Origin of the sequence: Parazoarcus communis (genome assembly GCF_003111665.1) — a bacterium.
Lineage (GTDB): Bacteria > Pseudomonadota > Gammaproteobacteria > Burkholderiales > Rhodocyclaceae > Parazoarcus > Parazoarcus communis_B.
This window is the reverse complement of the sequence record NZ_CP022188.1, coordinates 1650962-1665832: the sequence shown is the minus strand read 5'-3', so window position 1 is coordinate 1665832 and position 14871 is coordinate 1650962. Positions and strand designations below refer to the sequence as shown.

The 14871-nt window shown below is 67.8% G+C and carries 14 protein-coding genes; all 14 read left to right on the top strand.

What is annotated here, in order from left to right; translation table 11 throughout:
- The first annotated feature begins 2 nt into the window (after positions 1-2).
- Positions 3-269, top strand: coding sequence for a phosphopantetheine-binding protein (locus CEW87_RS07570; RefSeq protein ID WP_108950227.1), 267 nt, complete (start codon positions 3-5; stop codon positions 267-269).
- A complete protein-coding gene (locus CEW87_RS07565) occupies positions 266-1846 on the top strand; it encodes a beta-ketoacyl synthase N-terminal-like domain-containing protein (protein ID WP_108972132.1) in 1581 nt (526 codons plus the stop codon). Before CEW87_RS07570 ends, CEW87_RS07565 begins: the two co-directional genes overlap by 4 nt.
- A gap of 171 nt (positions 1847-2017) precedes the next feature.
- Positions 2018-3643, top strand: a complete 1626-nt coding sequence (locus CEW87_RS07560; protein ID WP_108972131.1) for a B12-binding domain-containing radical SAM protein — start codon at positions 2018-2020, stop codon at positions 3641-3643.
- 205 nt (positions 3644-3848) lie between these two features.
- The gene (locus CEW87_RS07555) at positions 3849-4133 is read left to right on the top strand and encodes a phosphopantetheine-binding protein (protein ID WP_108972130.1); all 285 of its coding nucleotides are present in this window, start codon (positions 3849-3851) and stop codon (positions 4131-4133) included.
- Positions 4133-4792, top strand: coding sequence for a hypothetical protein (locus CEW87_RS07550; protein WP_108972129.1), 660 nt, complete (start codon positions 4133-4135; stop codon positions 4790-4792). The genes CEW87_RS07555 and CEW87_RS07550 overlap by 1 nt, the downstream gene beginning before the upstream one ends.
- A 9-nt stretch (positions 4793-4801) precedes the next feature.
- Entirely contained in the window at positions 4802-6160 is a 1359-nt protein-coding gene (locus CEW87_RS07545; protein ID WP_199917144.1) for an AMP-binding protein, read from the top strand.
- Positions 6157-6483: a 3-hydroxyacyl-ACP dehydratase FabZ family protein gene (locus CEW87_RS22560; protein WP_199917143.1), complete on the top strand. Its 327-nt coding sequence runs from the start codon at positions 6157-6159 to the stop codon at positions 6481-6483. The genes CEW87_RS07545 and CEW87_RS22560 overlap by 4 nt, the downstream gene beginning before the upstream one ends.
- Positions 6480-7442, top strand: a complete 963-nt coding sequence (locus CEW87_RS07540; RefSeq protein WP_108972128.1) for an acyl-CoA synthetase — start codon at positions 6480-6482, stop codon at positions 7440-7442. The genes CEW87_RS22560 and CEW87_RS07540 overlap by 4 nt, the downstream gene beginning before the upstream one ends.
- Positions 7439-8005: a LolA-related protein gene (locus CEW87_RS07535; RefSeq protein WP_108972127.1), complete on the top strand. Its 567-nt coding sequence runs from the start codon at positions 7439-7441 to the stop codon at positions 8003-8005. The genes CEW87_RS07540 and CEW87_RS07535 overlap by 4 nt, the downstream gene beginning before the upstream one ends.
- The gene (locus CEW87_RS07530; RefSeq protein WP_108972126.1) at positions 8002-10386 is read left to right on the top strand and encodes an MMPL family transporter; all 2385 of its coding nucleotides are present in this window, start codon (positions 8002-8004) and stop codon (positions 10384-10386) included. Before CEW87_RS07535 ends, CEW87_RS07530 begins: the two co-directional genes overlap by 4 nt.
- Positions 10387-10396: 10 nt before the next feature.
- Positions 10397-11056: a hypothetical protein gene (locus CEW87_RS07525; protein WP_108972125.1), complete on the top strand. Its 660-nt coding sequence runs from the start codon at positions 10397-10399 to the stop codon at positions 11054-11056.
- Positions 11057-11060: 4 nt separating this feature from the next.
- The gene (locus tag CEW87_RS07520) at positions 11061-13277 is read left to right on the top strand and encodes a patatin-like phospholipase family protein (RefSeq protein ID WP_108972124.1); all 2217 of its coding nucleotides are present in this window, start codon (positions 11061-11063) and stop codon (positions 13275-13277) included.
- A gap of 56 nt (positions 13278-13333) precedes the next feature.
- Positions 13334-14149, top strand: a complete 816-nt coding sequence (locus CEW87_RS07515; RefSeq protein ID WP_108972123.1) for a polysaccharide deacetylase family protein — start codon at positions 13334-13336, stop codon at positions 14147-14149.
- Positions 14146-14862 carry a class I SAM-dependent methyltransferase gene (locus CEW87_RS07510; protein ID WP_108972122.1) on the top strand — a complete coding sequence of 239 codons (717 nt, stop codon included), beginning with the start codon at positions 14146-14148 and terminating at the stop codon, positions 14860-14862. Before CEW87_RS07515 ends, CEW87_RS07510 begins: the two co-directional genes overlap by 4 nt.
- The last annotated feature ends 9 nt before the right edge of the window (positions 14863-14871 follow it).

Below are 14871 nucleotides of genomic sequence, written 5' to 3'. Positions count from 1 at the left end.
AGATGAACGACCTCAAACACGCGATCAAACAACTGATCGTCGACGCCTGCGACAAGGACTGCGACCCGGCGTCGATCACCGACGACGAAATCCTGTTCGGGCCCGAAGCACCGCTGGCGCTGGATTCGCTCGACGCCCTGCAGCTGTCGATGGCCATCCAGAAGAAATACGGCCTGCGCCTGACCGACAGCAAGGAGACGCGCCGCATCCTCTCCAGCGTCAGCAACCTGGCCGAACAGCTCGACGCCTTCATCGCCAGCCGCCCATGACGCGGACGGTGCGGATTGCCGCCTTCGCACACTGCTCGACGCTGGGCCAGCGCGCGCACGAGGCCGCCGCCGAACTCGCCCGCCCGGCCTGCGCACCCGGCGAACGCAAGGTGCTCGGCGAAGCCTGGCCCTGGTTCGCGATGGCGGTGGATGACGCCGACTGGAGCGCCCGCGCATGCACCGCCATCACCCGGGTTGGCAGCGACCTCGCAGCCGCCCTGCCCGCACCAGACTGGGCCGACACGCCTTTGTTCGTCGCCTCGTCCTCACTGCAGATGGGCGCGCTCGAGCACGCTGCGCGCGCGAGCGGCACAACCGACATGCCGCCCGATGCCGCGGCCTTCCCGCAGCAGGTCGCCGACTGGCTCGGCATTGCCGGCACCCCTTGGACCGTGTCCACCACCTGCACCTCGGGCTTCGCCGCGATCGATGCCGCAGCCAGCCTGATCCGCCAGGGCGTGATCGACCGCGCCCTCGTCATCGGTATCGAGCTGGCCAACGACACCACGCTGGCAGGCTTTGCCGGCCTCGGCCTGCTCGCGCGCCAGGCGGGCGACAAGGGCCTGGTGCTCGGCGAAGCGGTGGCCGGCGTGCTGTTGCGCGCGAACGCAGACAGCGGCTGGGAGCTTGCCGCCTGCCGCCTTGGCGTCGATGGTCATTCACCCACCGGCCCCGCGCCCGACGGCCGGGTGATTCGCGCCACCATGGATGCGGCACTGGCCGATGCCGGACTGCGCGCCGACGACATCGACCTGCTCAAGCTGCACGGCGGCGATCTCGCCGCCACCGCCGAGGCCGAAAGCTGCGCAGTGAGCGCGGTGTTCGGCGACGCCCGCCCGGCCACCATCAGCTTCAAGCACCGTCTCGGGCACACGCTGGGCGCAAGCGGCGTGGCCGAGCTCAGCCTGCTGCTGGCGGTGCTGGATGGAAAAGCACAGCCGCCTCAGCACATCCTGCTCAATCTCGTCGGCTTCGGTGGCAGCATTGGCGCACTCGTGCTCAGGGCGTCGCCAGACGCCCCACCCGCGCAGGTGGAAGACACGGGCGCGGATGAGGGCACACGGTCCATCGCCGCAAACGAATGCGCCCGCATCGCACTCGCATTCGACAGCGCAGAACTGAACGCGCGTGCGCGCGCCGTTGCCGCTGCGATCTCCGCACCGCCGCTGCGCCGCGCCGGCGCGCTCGCCGAACTGTGCCTCGCAGGGGTCGATGCCTGTGCCCCAGCCGATGAGCATGCCGGGGCCACCGCCATCCTCGTCGCCTCGCGCAGCGGCCCGCGCCAGGCCTTTGCGCGCGTGCTCGAAGACCTGTGCCTGCGCAGCGAAGCACCCATGCCCTTCGATTTTCTCGCCACCCAGGCGGTACTTGCCGCCCTGCCAGTGCAGAAGCGCCTGCCCGGACTGGATGCCTTTTACTACCTGCCCGGCACGGACGACAGCGCCCTGCTGTGGCAGCGCATGGCGCAGCTCGCCAGTGCCTGGCTTGCCTGTGGCCGCCACCGCCATGTGCTGATCGGCATCGTGGAACCGGGCGCGGCGCAGCATCGCTGCGAATGGCGTCGCCTCGGCGGCTGAAACCACGCATTCGCGCGGCCTGCCGTTGTCAGCCCCTGCCTATACGGATGAATTCATTGCATATTTTTCCAGCCCGAGGACATATAACCCTTATCTGAACGCTGGAAATACCGCACAATTCGGGTAAAACATGCCTGCCTCCGGGCACCGCCAACACAGAGAGCTCCGAACATGCGCGTAACCCTCGTTCATCCCGCCGGGTTCAACTTCGTGCCCGGGCAGCCCGATTTTTCGGTTCTGGCCAACCGCATGGCACCGATCGGCATCCTGCAACTGGCTTCGTGGCTGGAGAAACACGGCCACCCCACCCAGGTCCATGACTGTCTCGGCCCCTATGCACCCCCCTCGCTGGAAGCCAACGTCGAGCAGATTCTTGCCACCAGGCCGGAGCTCGTAGGCTTTTCCGCCACTACCTCGGGCTTCATGGACGCGGTGGACATGGCAGCCGAGATCAAGCGCAGGCATCCGCACATCAAGACCTTTTTCGGCAACGTCCATGCCTCGTCGGTGGGCGGACCGCTGCTCGACCACTTCCCCGAGATTGACTACCTGTGCATCGGCGAGGGCGAAGGCGCCATTCTGGACGTGGCCGAAGGCATGGCCGACAAGGACATCGCCAACATCATCTACCGTGACGGTGGCGGCCACGCGGTGATCAACGAACGTCGCGCGCGCATCCTCGACCTCGACGAACTGCCCTTCCCCGCCTACGAGAAGCTCGCCGGCTTCCCGCATGGCTACCACCTGCCGCTGTTCTCCTACGAGAAGCGCTGGGGCGCGACCATGATCACCTCGCGCGGCTGCCCCTACACCTGCTCCTTCTGCGACCGCACGGTGTATGAGCGCCTGTACAAGTACAACTCGGCGCAGTACGTGCACGACCATATCCGCCACCTGCGCGACAACTTCGGCGTACATCACATCAACATCTACGACGACCTGTTCACCGCGCACAAGAAGCGCATCCACGAGCTGTGCGAACTGCTCATCTCCAAGCCGCTGGGCGTGGATTTCAACTGTGCGATCCGTACCGGCCACACCTCGGACGAAATGCTCGCCCTGCTCAAGCGCGCAGGCGCGCTGATGGTGTCGATGGGTATCGAATCGGCCGATCCGGCGATGATGGAAAGACACAAGACCGGCGTCACCCTGGACGCGGTCAAACAGACCGTCGAGCAGATCCATGCCGCCGGTCTGCGCGCCAAGGGCCTGTTCATCTTTGGCCTGCCGGGCGAAACGCCCGAAACCCTGAAGGCGACCAGCGACTTCATCCTCTCGCTCGATCTCGACGAGATGAACATGACCAAGTTCAGCCCGATGTACGGCGCACCGATCTGGGACGAATGCGTGTCCGGCGCCGAGGGCGAGTTCGACGAGGACTGGCGCCTGATGAACTGCCTCAACTTCGTGTTCAAGCCCAAGGGCTTCGAATCGCGCGAAGAAATGGACGCGCTCTACAACTGGCATGTGCGCCGCTACTACGACAGCAAGCCCTACCGCCGCCGCTTCTCGAAGAAGCTGTGGCAGCACCGCTGGAGCCTGTGGCACGTGGTACGCCACCTGCCGCAGATCATCCAGGCTGCACGCTACTTCAGCGCCGGCAAGGCCGAACTGGAGGCCGCCAAGCACAGCTTTGCACCGCACCCGCGCCAGCCACGCGGCCTGTCGCCCTTCCTCAGCCCGGAGCTGCAGGCCGATGCAATTGCCGCGATGTCGCCGGTCAAGGTATCGCGCAAACCCAGGCCGCAGCTTCCGCCCACAGCCGGTCGCATCATCGAGATCGTGCAGACGGCCTGAACCCGGGCGCCACGCCGAACAGAAACATCAGGTAAATCCGGGCCTTGCCCCCTGTCACTGGCGCCACAAAAAAGCGAAAATTCACCCTTGGCGCCAGACGCCAGTTAACATTCCGCCTTTGCACCCGTCGCGACCCGGCGGCCAGCCCGCGCGCAGGCCATCACGAAACGCGCCGGGACCGACCGTTTCTGCCAGTTGATCCAAGATGACCGAGACCACACCCTCCTCCGCTGATGCTGCACTGCTGACCGAAGTCGCGGAGCTGATCGTTTCTTCCCTCAACCTCGAGATCGCCCCCAGCGAGATCGAAGCCGATGCGCCGCTGTATGGCGAAGGGCTCGGGCTGGATTCGATCGACATCCTTGAAGTCGCGCTGGTCGTATCCAAGCGCTTCGGCTTCTCGCTACGCGCCGACAACGAGGACAACCTGAAGATCTTCTCTTCGCTGCGCAGCCTGGCCGATTACATCGCTGCCCACCGGGTAGCCTGATGACCCGCGGCATGCGCCTCGGCCGCACCTTGCTGCTGGCCGTCGCGTTCGGCGCCTATCTGCTGCTCGCCCACCTCACCACCGCACCGGACCAGCCCAGCACGCTTGGCGCCCTGGTGGCCGTTGTGCCCTACATGGCGATCGCCTTCGGGCTGGCAGTGCGCAGCACGCATCGCGCACTTGCGCTGATGCTGTGGACCGCCGTTGTAGTGCTGCTGTGGCGCGCCTGGCCACTGGTCGAGTCGCGCTTCGAATGGATCTATTTCATCCAGCACTTCGGCGCCTTCTCGCTGCTGGCAATCGGCTTCGGCCGCAGCCTGGTCGAGGGCGCCGAGCCGATGATCACCCGCTTCGCACGCATCGTCCACGGCAGGGAGCTGGCCCCGGCGCTGGTGCGCTACACCCGGCGTGCCACGCTGGCGTGGGCCCTGTTCTTCGTCGCCATTGCGGCGACATCCACGCTGCTGTTCTTCGCCGGTTCGATGCAGGCCTGGTCGCTGCTGATCAACCTGCTGACCCCGATCCTCGTCGCGGCAATGTTCGTCGTCGAGTTTGCGGTGCGCATGGTCGTGCTCCCACCCGCCCTGCGCACCGGCCTTGCCGACTCGGTACGCGCCTTCATCCATGCCTCGCGTGGTGTCACGCCACCTGCAGCCTGAGCTCAACCCGTGTCCAGCTTCCCCCTCGTTTCGCACACTGACCCGGATGCCGTCGTCGCCCGCCGCCATGGCGAAGCGATCAGCCTGCGCCGCTTTCTGGCCGACATCGAGCGGGTCGCCGCAGCGCTGCCAGACTGCGGTCACATCCTCAACGTGTGCACCGACCGCTACCGCTTCGCCGTGGGCCTTGCCGCCAGCATGATCTCCGGCAGGGTCAGCCTGCTGCCGTCGACCTACACGCCTGAAACCCTGCGCCATCTCGCCGCTTTCGCGCCCGACTGCCAGATCCTGACCGATGGCGACCCCGCGCAGCTGTCGCTGCCGGCGGTGAGCTTCCCCGCCCTGTGCGAGGCGCAGGACGTGCCCGCAGCGATGCCTGCCATACCCCGGCTCGATGCCGCGCAACTGGTGGCCTGGGTATTCACCTCCGGCTCCACCGGCACGCCGGTGCCGCACCGCAAGACCTGGGGTCGGCTGGTGATCAACGTCCGCGCCGAAGGCGTCGCGCTCGGGCTCGATCCCGCGCGGCCCGCCACGCTGATTGGCACGGTGCCGCCGCAACACATGTACGGGTTCGAATCCACCGTGCTGGTGGCCTGGCAGAGCGGCACCGCGTTCGACGCCGGCCGCCCCTTCTATCCGGCCGACATCGCGGCCACCCTGGCCAGCACGCCGGCCCCCGCGGCCCTGATCACCACACCCTTTCATCTGCGCACACTGCTCGACGAGGGCATCGCCCTGACACCGGTCGCACTGGTCGTCTCCGCGACCGCCCCGCTGCCGGTAGAGCTTGCCCGGGCTGCGGAAGCAGGTCTGCAGGCGCCGCTGCTCGAAATCTACGGCTCCACCGAAACCGGCCAAATCGCGACACGGCGCAGCGCGCAGACCGAGCAATGGACGCTGTTTCCCGATATCCGGCTCGAGGACCGCGACGGTCAGACCTGGGCGGACGGGGGCCACATCGAGGTCGCGGTGCCGATGTCCGACGTCATCGAGCAGGCCGGCAACGGTCGATTCCTGCTCAGGGGGCGGAACGCCGACCTCATCAACATCGCCGGCAAGCGCACCTCGCTCGGCTACCTCAACCAGCAACTGCTGGGCGTGAGCGGTGTGCGCGACGGCGGCTTTCACCTGCCCGACGGCGAACGCGATGGTCACATCACCCGCCTCGCCGCCTTCGTCGTCGCACCCGGCGTCGACCCGGCAAGCCTGCGCGCCGCCCTGCGCGAGCGCATCGACCCGGCCTTCATGCCGCGTCCGCTGATCTTTCTCGATGCCCTGCCGCGCAACGCCACCGGCAAGCTGCCGCGCGACACCTGTGAAGCCCTGCTGCAGGCGCACCGCGCCAGCCGGGAGCAAAGCGCATGAGCCCCGGACGCTGCGCGCTGAACATCGCCCCCGACCACCCCGCCTTTGCCGGCCATTTCCCGGGACAGCCCATCGTGCCCGGCGTGGTGCTGCTCGACGAGGCGGCCTGCGCGCTGGCGCGTGCGCTGAAGCTCGATCGTCCGTTGTGGCAGGTCGGAAACGTCAAGTTCATCCGTCCGGTGGGCCCCGGCGAGGCCGTGTTCCTGAACTGGAAGGCACCCGCAGCGAGCGGCGCCATCGCCTTTGCCATCGACACGACGGACGGCCAGGCGGTGGCCAGCGGCAGCTTCACCCCTGCGCCCCGCCCCGCAGCAGACCGATGAGCGCACGTCAGACATCCGAGCGCGCGGCAAGTGTGCCCGCCAGCGCCGAGTGGGCGAGACAGCCCGAGCGCAGCAACATGGCCATGCTGCGCCTGATGGCCTGGCTGTCGCTGCGCCTGGGGCGTCCCGCAGGGCGCGTCGTGCTGCACCTGATCGCCGCCTATTTCTTTCTCTTCGCTCCGTCCGCACGGCGGGCCTCACGCGCCTATCTGCCGCGTGCGCTCGGTCGCCCGGCACGTATCGGCGACGGCTACCGTCAGGTGTTCAGCTTTGCGGCGACGATTCACGACCGCGTTTACCTGCTGAAGGACCGCTTCGACCTGTTCGACATCCGCATCGAGGGCGAAGCATTGATCCGCGACCAGATCGCCAGCGGCGAAGGTGCGCTGCTGTTCGGCGCTCACGTGGGCAGCTTCGAGGTGATTCGCGCAATCGGTCGCACCCAGCCCGGGCTCAAGGTCGCGCTGGCGATGTTCGAGGACAATGCACGCCGGATCAACAGCCTGCTTGCCGCACTCAACCCCTCCGCCAGCCCCGAGGTGATTGCGCTGGGCAAGCTCGACGCCATGCTCAGGATTCACGCCCGGATCGAGGACGGCGCACTGGTGGGCGTGCTCGCCGACCGCAGCCTGGGTGACGAACTGCGCAGACCGGTTAAACTGCTCGGGACCGCTGCCGATCTGCCGGTCGGCCCGTTCCGGATGGCGGCAATGCTCGGCGCCCGCATCATCTTCATGGCCGGCCTGTATCACGGTGGCAACCGCTACACGATCCGTTTCGAACCCATCGCTGACTTCAGCGAGGTCGGGCGGCACGAACGCGAGGCTGCAATCGATGCCGCCATGCAGGCCTACGCTGCGGCACTCGAACGCTGCTGCCATGACGCGCCTTCAAACTGGTTCAACTTCTTTGATTTCTGGAACGACTTCGGTCCGACCGGATCCGCTCAATCACGATGACCCTCCGCCTGTTTGCACTCCTGATGGGGCTTCTTGCCGGCCACGCCCATGCCGCGGGCTGGGATGTCGCGGAGCTGATGAAGACCCTCGCCACCAATGGCGGCGGGCGGGTGCGCTTCGTCGAGACCCGCCACCTGGCCATCCTCGACCAGCCCCTGAGAACGACCGGCGAACTGGTCTACCACGCACCGGCCAGGCTCGAGCGCCACACCGAAACGCCTGTGCGCGAGTCCATGGTGCTCGATGGCGACACCCTGACCCTCACCCGCGACGGCAAGACCCACAGCTTGCGCCTGCGCGATTACCCGGAGATCGCCGCGCTGATCGCGAGCATCCGCGCCACGCTGGCCGGTGATCGCAAGACGCTCGAGCGCAGCTATGCCTTGTCGCTGTCTGGCAGCGCAACGCAGTGGTCGCTCGAGTTGCTGCCTTCCGACCCTGCCGTGGCGAAGGTCGTCTTGCGCATCAGCATCAGCGGCAGCCGGGGCGAAGTGCGCGGCGTCGACATTCTCCAGGCCGACGGCGATCGCTCGGAGATGCGTATCGAGCCGGTACTGCGATGAGCATGCGCCCGCGCCTGTCCGCCTTCCTGATGTGGCTGGCCATTGTCGGCGTGCTGGCCACGATCGTTGCCCGCGCCAGCTTCACCGCCGACATGTCGGTGTTCCTGCCCCGTAGCCCGACCCCGGAACAGCAGCTGCTCGTCGACCAGCTGCGCGACGGCATGGTGTCGCGGATGACCCTGATCGGGCTGTCAGGTGGCAGCATCTCCAGGCGCAGCGAGGTGTCGCGCAAGATGGCCGCCGCCCTGCGCGCCGACGAGCGCTTCGCCGCGGTCAATAATGGCGAAGCGGTACACCTCGAGGCCGACCGGCGCTGGCTGTTCGAGAACCGCTATGCCCTCAGCAGCGCGGTCACCCCGGAACGGTTCAGCGTCGATGGCCTGCGCAGTGCACTGCAGGATTCGATCAACCTGCTCGCGTCTCCCGCCGGGCTGCTCGCCAAACCCCTGCTCACCCGCGACCCCACCGGCGAGCTCATGCAGCTGCTGAGCGCACTCGACAGCGCGGAGCAGCCGCGGCGCGATGGCGACGTGTGGATCTCGCGCAATGGCGACACCACCCTGCTGCTGGCGATGAGCCGCGCCTCCGGCGCCGACATCGACGCCCAGGAGGCCGCGATGAATGCCATCCGCGCCGCGTTCGAAGAGGCCGTCAGCGAGTACGGCAACAACCGGAACGGCAACGCCATCCGCCTCGACATGACCGGGCCTGGCGTGTTCTCGGTGCAGTCGCGCACCACCATCAAGGACGAAGTCACCCGCATCGCCGCCATCGGCAGCAGCCTGATCATCGTCCTGCTGCTCATCATCTACCGCTCCGTGCCGGTGCTGCTACTCGGCCTGCTGCCCGTGATCACCGGCACCCTGGCCGGCATCGCCGCGGTGAGCCTCGGCTTTGGCGTGGTGCATGGCCTCACCCTCGGCTTCGGCACCACCCTGATCGGCGAGGCGGTGGATTACGCCATCTATCTTTTCGTGCAGCGCGGGCAGCCGCGGGACAGCAAGAACGGCTTCTGGCCCACCATCCGCCTCGGCCTGCTGACCTCGGCCTGCGGCTTCGTCGCCCTGCTGGCTTCGGGCTTTCCCGGACTGGCACAGCTCGGCCTGTATTCCCTTGCCGGCCTCATCGCGGCGGCGCTGATGACGCGCTACCTGCTCCCGGCCATGCTGCCGGCCGATTTCCGTCTGCGCGACGTGAGCCCGCTCGGCCGGCGCCTGGCCGGACTGGTGTCGGCTGCCACCCGCCTGCGCTGGCTGGTGATCACGCTGGCCCTGAGCAGCCTGGCGCTGATCGCGATCCAGCGCCAGGCCATCTGGAACAGCGAATTGCTCGCACTGAGCCCGGTTCCGATCGCCGACCAGGTGCTCGACCAGCGCCTGCGCAGTGAACTCGGCGCACCCGACGTGCGCTATCTGATCGTGGTCGACGGGCATGATGCCGAAGCCGCACTGCAGGCCGCCGAAGCACTGGCTCCAGCACTGAACCGACTGCAGGACGCAGGCCTCATCAGTGGCTGGGACAGCGCCACGCGCTACCTCCCCAGCCAGGCGACCCAGCGCGCCCGCATCAACAGCCTGCCGCTGCGCGACGCGCTTTCCGCCCGCCTGCAGGAGGCCAGCGCAGATCTGCCGCTGCGTGCGGAGCGCCTGCAACCCTTCCTCGATGAAGTGGAGGCCGCGCGCCAGCGCCCGCTGCTGAACCGCGCTTCGATGGAGGGCACCTCGCTCGCGCTCGCCGTTGACGCCATGCTGATCGAAACCGACCACGGCGTACGCGCGTTGCTTCCGCTACGCGCGCCCACCGAAGGCCGCCAGGCGGGGCTGATCGACGCCACCGCGGTCCGTGCCGAACTGGCCACCGCTCCGCCCCCGGCCGATGGCTCGCCAGCGCTCTTCCTCGACCTCAAGCACGAATCCGACACGCTCTACCGCGGCTATCTCGGCGAAGCCATCCAGCTCTCGCTCGGTGGCGTATTCGCAATCCTTGCCCTGCTGCTGGTCTTCCTGCGCAATCCCATGCGGGTCGTCCGCGTTGCCCTGCCGCTGGCCGCCTCCATCCTGGTGGTGCTTGCTGCGCTGACGCTGGCCGGCAAGCAGCTCATCCTGCTGCATCTGGTCGGGCTGCTGCTGATCGTCGCGGTCGGTTCCAACTACGCGCTGTTCTTCGACCGCGGCGCCTCCGACAACACGGCACCCAGCCCGGCCACGCTGGCGTCCCTGCTGTTTGCCAATCTCACGACCGTAGCCGGTTTCGGACTGCTGGCCTTTTCCGAGGTGCCGGTGCTGCAGGCCATCGGCATCACCGTCGGCCCGGGCGCCATCCTGGCCCTGGTGTTCTCGGCCATGCTCAGCCCGCGCCGCCCTCTGCCACCCGGCCCCTGAGCCCGCTGCGATGACGCTCAACACCCTGAGCCTGCCTGCCGCAGCCGGCGTCACGGCGCCCACGCTGCTGGTCATGCTCGCAGGCGCCTACGACAAACCGGCAGACTTCATCGACGCCGGTTTCGGCGCGGCCCTGCACGCCAGCGGCCGGGCCGTCGACCTGATCCTGGTGGAAAGCGATCTGGCAGCGGTCTGCGACGGCAGCCTTGCCACCCGCGTCGAGGCCGAAATCATTGCGCCGCAGCGGGCGATCTATCCGCACATCCTCACCGGCGGGATCTCGATCGGCGGGATCACCGCGCTGATGCATGCCGATCTGCATCCGGGTGGCAGCGACGGGCTGGTGCTGCTCGCGCCCTACCCCGGCAACCGCAGCATCACCCGCGAAATCGCCGCGGCCGGCGGCCTGGCCGCGTGGCAGGCCGACGACGGCCTCGCCGCCAACGACGAGCGCCGTGGCTGGCGCGCCTTGCGGGACGCGGCCCGCACCCGCACGCCACCGGTGTGGCTGGGCTATGGCAATGACGACCGTTTCTCCGGCGGACATGCGCTGATGGCCGCGGTGCTGCCAGCAGCGCAGATCTGTCGTATCGCCGGGGGCCACGACTGGCCGACCTGGCTTCAACTGTGGCAATCCTATCTCTCGCTCCATCCGCTTCAAGCGCCCTGACGCAATGCCCACTCCCACCCTGCTGCGCCCGGCAAGCCTCGTGCTGCTTGCCTTCCTCATGCTGTCCAGCGCGCTGCCTGCATACGCCGAAGCACCGCTCCAGCGCCCCCGCATCGGCCTCGCCCTGTCCGGCGGCGGCGCCCGCGGTGCCGCCCACATCGGCGTGCTGCAGGTGCTCGAAGCCCTGCGCATTCCGGTCGATTGCGTCACTGGCACCAGCATGGGCTCCATCGTCGGCGGCGCCTATGCCGCGGGCTTGTCCGCAGACGATCTCGAAGCGGCGGTCGTCGCCACCGACTGGGATGACGTGTTCAACGACAAGCCGCCCCGTCAGGAGCAGTCGATCCGGCGCAAGGCCGATGCGCTGAAGGGCTTGAGCGAAGTCGAACTGGGGCTTAAGGGTGATGGCATTGCCGCCGCCCGCGGCCTGGTCAGTGGCGTCGAGATCGAGAGCTTCCTGCGCCGCCTCACCCGTCCGGTGGCCGACGTGGAGCGCTTCGCCGATCTGCCGATTCCGTTCAAGGCCGTGGCCACCGACATCGAGACCGGTGATGCCGTCATCCTCGATCACGGCAGCCTGCCGCAGGCGATGCGGGCCAGCATGGCGATTCCGGGCGTGATGGCACCGGTCGAGCTCGACGGCAAGCTGCTGGTCGACGGTGGCATTGCCAACAACCTGCCCATCGGCCTGGTACGCCAGACCTGCGCCGATGTGGTGATCGCGGTCAATATCCAGTCCACCCTGCTCAAACGCGAGCAACTCAGCTCAGCCTTCTCCATCACTGGCCAGCTCATCAACCTGCTCGGCAAGAGCCGTGTCGACGCCGAACTCGCCACCCTTGGCGAAAACGACATCCTGATCGCCCCCGACCTGGGCGACATCACCTCGGGCAGTTTCGAGCGCCAGCCCGAAGCCATCGCCCGCGGTCGTGACGCGGCGCAGGCCCTTGCCGCCACCCTGCGGCGCTACAGCCTGCCCGAAGACGAGTACCTCGCACTGCGCAGCAGCCAGACGCTGGCCAGCAACGGCCTGGGCAAGGTCGCACAGATCCGCTTCGAAGGCCTCAAGCGCACCAACGATGCCGTGCTGCGCGACCTGATGCACAGTGCGAGCGAGGACACCCTGTCCGAAGAAACCCTCGCCGCCGACATGCGCCGCATCTACGGACGCGGCGACTTTGAAGGCATCGACTACCGCATCGCCCCGCAGGACGGCGTCCGCACGCTGATCGTGAGTCCGCGCGAGAAGAGCTGGGGCCCGGACTATCTCGGCTTCGGTCTTGGCGTGGCCTCGGACTTCACCGGCGACTCCCAGTACAACCTGATCGTGCAGCACCGCAAGACCTGGATCAATCCGCTTGGCGCGGAATGGGCCACCGAACTCAAGATCGGCTGGCGCAACCGCATCAGCTCGGAGTTCTACCAGCCGCTCGACGCCGCCGGACGCGCCTTCGTCCAGCCTTACGTGTCGGCGGAGACCTACAAGCAGAGCCTGTACGTGAACAGCGAACGCATCGCGACCTACGCCTTTGAGCAGGGCACTGTGGGGATGGACCTGGGCTACAACTTCGGCACCGTAGGCATGCTGCGTGCCGGCCCGGTGTGGCGCAAGGGCAGCTTCACCCGCGACACCGGCACGGCGCTGGTCGCCGGCGGCGACTACGAAACCACAGGGCTGCAGGTCCGCCTGCTGGTCGACCAGCTCGATCGTGTGCGCCTCGCCAGCGAAGGATATGCGCTCAATCTCACCGCCATCAAGGCGCGCCAGCGCGACGGCACAAAGCTCGACTACTCGCTGCTGGAAGGCCACGGCCAAGTGTTTCTCAATCAGGGCCCGCATACCCTGGGCATCAGTGCCGAGGCCGGCACCAGCTTCGACAACGGCCTGCCAGGACAGGATCTGTTCCAGCTCGGCGGGCCGCTGCGCCTGTCGGGCTATCGCTTCGGGGAGTTTCTCGGGGCGCAGTACGATTTTGTCCGCTTCGAATACCGCAACCGCGCCATCCGGCTGCCGGCCATCCTCGGCTCTGGCGTCTTCCTCGGCGGCAGCCTCGAAAGCGGACGCATGGACAAGCTGCTCAATGCCGGCGAGAGCTCGGGCCGGCGCTACTCGACCTCGATCTTCCTCTCGGCCAACACCGCACTTGGTCCGGCCTACCTGGGGTTCGGCGTGGGTGACAAGGGCAGCAAGACCCTGTTCCTGGTCATCGGGGTGCCCTGAACAATGCACAGCACACGAACGATGCAAGCGCCGCTGCCGGTTACAATCGCGCCCACATGAATACCCCGCACACCAGCCGCCCGTGGCGGCCCACCCCGCTGATTACTGCCACCCTGATCCTGCATCCGGGCGCACTTGCCGCATGGCTGATCTGGCCACAGAGCTGGCCCTGGGCACTGGCTGCCGTCGTTGCCAGCCATCTCGCGCTGACCGCAGCCGGCCTGTGGCCCCGCAGCCGGCTGCTCGGCCCCAACATCACCCGCCTGCCTGAGGCGGCGATTGCCCGCGGCGAGATCGCGCTCACCATCGACGACGGCCCTGAACCGACGGTCACCCCGGCGGTGCTCGAGCTGCTCGAACGCCACGGGGCGCGCGCCAGTTTCTTCTGCATCGGCGAGCGCGCCGCCGCCTACCCCGACCTGATTGCCGAGATCGTGCGTCGTGGCCACGCGGTGGAGAACCACTCGCACCGCCACCGTCACCATTTCTCGCTGTTCGGCCCGAAGCGCATCCGTCACGATCTGAGTGAGGCTCAGGCGCAGCTCACCGCGCTGGCCGGCAGCCAGCCACGGTTCTTCCGCGCCCCGGCCGGCCTGCGCAACCCGTTTCTGGAGCCGGTGCTGGCCGCACTCGGACTGCAGCTCGCGAGCTGGACGCGGCGCGGCTTCGACACGCGTGAAGCGCAGCCGCACAAGGTGCTCGCCCGCCTCACCCGCGATCTCACCGCCGGCGACATCCTGCTGCTGCACGACGGCCACTGCGCACGCACGCCCGAACGGCGGGCGGTCATCCTGGAGGTGCTGCCGCCCCTGCTCGACACCATCCGCGCGGCCAATCTCCGCCCCGTCACCCTTCGCCAAGCCCTGCAATGAGTTCGTCCTTCCGCAAACGTCTGCTTGACGCCGCCACTGCCCCCTACCGCCAGGCCGGCCACTTCGCCTGGCACTTTGCCCGCGGCAAGCTCGGCCGCGACCCGGTGTTCTTCAGCCTGCTGGCCAGTGGCGCCTTCCCGCAGCAGGCGCGCATCGTCGACCTCGGCTGCGGCCAGGGACTGCTGTCGAACTGGCTTACCGCGGCCGCCCGCCTGCACGCCGCAGGCGACTGGCCCGCCGACTGGCCGGTTGCGCCGCAGCTGACAGCCTATCGCGGCATCGAACTCATGCCGAAGGATGTCGAACGGGCCCGCCCCGCGCTGCCGTCGGGCGCAGTGGTGGAACAGGGTGACATCCGCGACGTGACGCTCGGCGACGTCAATGTGGTGGTCATCCTCGATTCCCTGCACTACATCGAAACCGCTGCGCAGAACACGGTGCTGCAACGGGTCAGCGATGCGCTGGCGCCGGACGGCACGCTGATCATGCGCGTCGGCGATGCCGCTGCCGGCCTGCCCTTTTTGCTGTGCAACTGGGTGGATCAACTGGTCACCCGCGTACGCGGCCACCGCCTCCCCACCCTCTACTGCCGTCCTGCAGCCGAATGGCAGCGTCAGCTCGAACAGCTCGGGTTCCGCGTCACCCCGCAGGCAATGGATGCGGGTACGCCGTTTGCCAACACCCTGCTGCTGGCCCGGCGCAACGCCGGTTAGCGGCCGGTT

Coding starts and splice junctions, on each gene's coding strand:
- CEW87_RS07555 (WP_108972130.1), top strand. CDS start 3,849: ATGACCGAGACCACACCCTCCTCCGCTGATGCTGCACTGCTGACCGAA.
- CEW87_RS07560 (WP_108972131.1), top strand. CDS start 2,018: ATGCGCGTAACCCTCGTTCATCCCGCCGGGTTCAACTTCGTGCCCGGG.
- CEW87_RS07510 (WP_108972122.1), top strand. CDS start 14,146: ATGAGTTCGTCCTTCCGCAAACGTCTGCTTGACGCCGCCACTGCCCCC.
- CEW87_RS07530 (WP_108972126.1), top strand. CDS start 8,002: ATGAGCATGCGCCCGCGCCTGTCCGCCTTCCTGATGTGGCTGGCCATT.
- CEW87_RS07525 (WP_108972125.1), top strand. CDS start 10,397: ATGACGCTCAACACCCTGAGCCTGCCTGCCGCAGCCGGCGTCACGGCG.
- CEW87_RS07565 (WP_108972132.1), top strand. CDS start 266: ATGACGCGGACGGTGCGGATTGCCGCCTTCGCACACTGCTCGACGCTG.
- CEW87_RS07550 (WP_108972129.1), top strand. CDS start 4,133: ATGACCCGCGGCATGCGCCTCGGCCGCACCTTGCTGCTGGCCGTCGCG.
- CEW87_RS07570 (WP_108950227.1), top strand. CDS start 3: ATGAACGACCTCAAACACGCGATCAAACAACTGATCGTCGACGCCTGC.
- CEW87_RS07515 (WP_108972123.1), top strand. CDS start 13,334: ATGAATACCCCGCACACCAGCCGCCCGTGGCGGCCCACCCCGCTGATT.
- CEW87_RS22560 (WP_199917143.1), top strand. CDS start 6,157: ATGAGCCCCGGACGCTGCGCGCTGAACATCGCCCCCGACCACCCCGCC.
- CEW87_RS07540 (WP_108972128.1), top strand. CDS start 6,480: ATGAGCGCACGTCAGACATCCGAGCGCGCGGCAAGTGTGCCCGCCAGC.
- CEW87_RS07520 (WP_108972124.1), top strand. CDS start 11,061: ATGCCCACTCCCACCCTGCTGCGCCCGGCAAGCCTCGTGCTGCTTGCC.
- CEW87_RS07535 (WP_108972127.1), top strand. CDS start 7,439: ATGACCCTCCGCCTGTTTGCACTCCTGATGGGGCTTCTTGCCGGCCAC.